Annotated in this window: 2 protein-coding genes; both read left to right on the forward strand. The window is 74.1% G+C overall.

From position 1 onward, the window contains the following. Window positions 1-248 precede the first annotated feature (248 nt). Window positions 249-722 (forward strand): DUF6220 domain-containing protein, encoded by a 474-nt coding sequence (locus GY24_RS17225; protein WP_104477857.1) that lies wholly within the window; start codon window positions 249-251, stop codon window positions 720-722. 70 nt (window positions 723-792) lie between these two features. Beyond that, a partial coding sequence (locus GY24_RS17230) for a hypothetical protein (protein ID WP_202972977.1) occupies window positions 793-1629 on the forward strand: 837 nt, incomplete at its 3' end.

A 1629-nucleotide genomic window follows, 5' to 3' on the forward strand; every position in this document is an offset into this window, starting at 1 on the left:
GGCATCGCCGCGCGCTGACGGCCCGCCGCAGACCGGGCCCGGCCCGCGCTGTTCCCGGGGGCATGCGCTCCGCCGGGCTCCGGCGTGAGAGCGGCGTGCCGAAGCCGACGGCATCCGGCGCGCACCCCGGTGGCACGATCGGGGCAGGGTCCAGTGGCGGTTCGGGGATGCCACGGATGCCGGGGGCCGCGCTCGGGCGCACGCTCGTATGGGTCGCCACCCGGGCGGCACGAAAGGACACATTCCCCATGCGCAAGCTTTACGCCGTCGTGGCCACACTGCTGACGGCATCCGTCATGCTGCAGCTGTATTTCGCGGCTGTCGGAGTCTTCAGCAATCCCGACGATGAACTCTTCGCCATCCACGGCACGAACGGCCGCATGGTGCTGCCGATCCTCGCCCTGCTGACGCTGATCTGCGCCGCCATCGCCCGGCTCGGCAAGCGGATGGTCTGGCTGAGCGCCCTTCCCCTTGTCTTGATCCTGCTGCAGACCGTCATCTTCATCCTGACCGGGGTGATCTTCGGTGTCGGACCCGACTCCCACGCGAGCCCGCCGCTAGCCGCCACCCTGTTCGTCTCGCTCCACGCCGTCAACGGCCTCGCCATCGTGCTGCTCAGCCTGTATCTCGCCCGCGCCGGCTGGAAGCTGGCCGGATCCCGCGGATCCCAGCAGCTCGCACCCGAGAACCCCGCGGCCGAGAACCTCTCGGCCCGGCTCTAGCGGGCCCGGCACCGTTGCTCACCTCACAACACCCGGAAGCCGTGACACCCCGAATGCCCGGTGACCTCCGATGAGCACCGTTGCCCTGCTCGTCCTCGACCTCGCGCTGACCATCGTCGGCGCGGGGTCGTGGCTTGCCGCCCTGAGTTTCGCCGCCGGACCCGTCACCCCCAGACGGGCACGGCCGGCGCTCCTCTTCTCCGGCCTCGCCACCCTCGCACTGCTGGCACGCGTCCTGCTCGTTCTCGCCCTCTCCGGCAGCGGCTGGTGGTTCGTGCAGGAGAAGCTCGCGTTCTCCCTCCCGTTGCAGGGCCTCGCCACGGCCGCGGCACTCGCACTCGCCGTACCCGCGCTGCTGCAGGCCGCGCGCCGGGCGGCCCCGGCACCGGATGCCGCAGCGGGCGGCGACCGGGAAGGCGCCGCCCCGAGCGTCCCACGCCTGCCGGCCCGCGCCCCGACCGCGCTCCTCGGCGCCGCCCTCGCCTGTGCCGCCGGGCTGCTCGCGAGCACGCTCATCGGCTACCCGCTGGACCTCGGCGCCGCGGCCGTGCTCGCTGCGCTGGTGCTGCTGGGCACCGGCGTCGGCTACGCCGTGTTCGCCCGGGCCGGCCGCCGCATGCTGATCGGCTTCGCAGGGCTCGGCGCCCTCGTGCTCGTGGCGGGCGTCGCGTTCTCCTGGATGACGAGTATGGTGCCGCCCGACTTCGCCGGGGCGCAGCCGGGCGGCGGGCACGCCAGCACCCACGGGATCGCCGCCCCCGGCCCCGTCGCCTCCGCGGGCCCCGCCTCCGCCGCCGGCGCCGCCGACGCGGTCGGCGTGGACAGCCTGCGCACCCCCGCAGACGTGGCCGGGCCGCGCAAGGAGTTCACGCTGCGCGCCGCCACCGAGACGATCGCGCTCGCCTCC

This window comes from Microterricola pindariensis, from assembly GCF_002936985.1.
Lineage (GTDB): Bacteria > Actinomycetota > Actinomycetes > Actinomycetales > Microbacteriaceae > Microterricola > Microterricola pindariensis.

What these genes read in the sequence shown, in the direction of transcription:
- GY24_RS17225 (WP_104477857.1), top strand. Translation starts at nt 249, where the DNA reads ATGCGCAAGCTTTACGCCGTCGTGGCCACACTGCTGACGGCATCCGTC.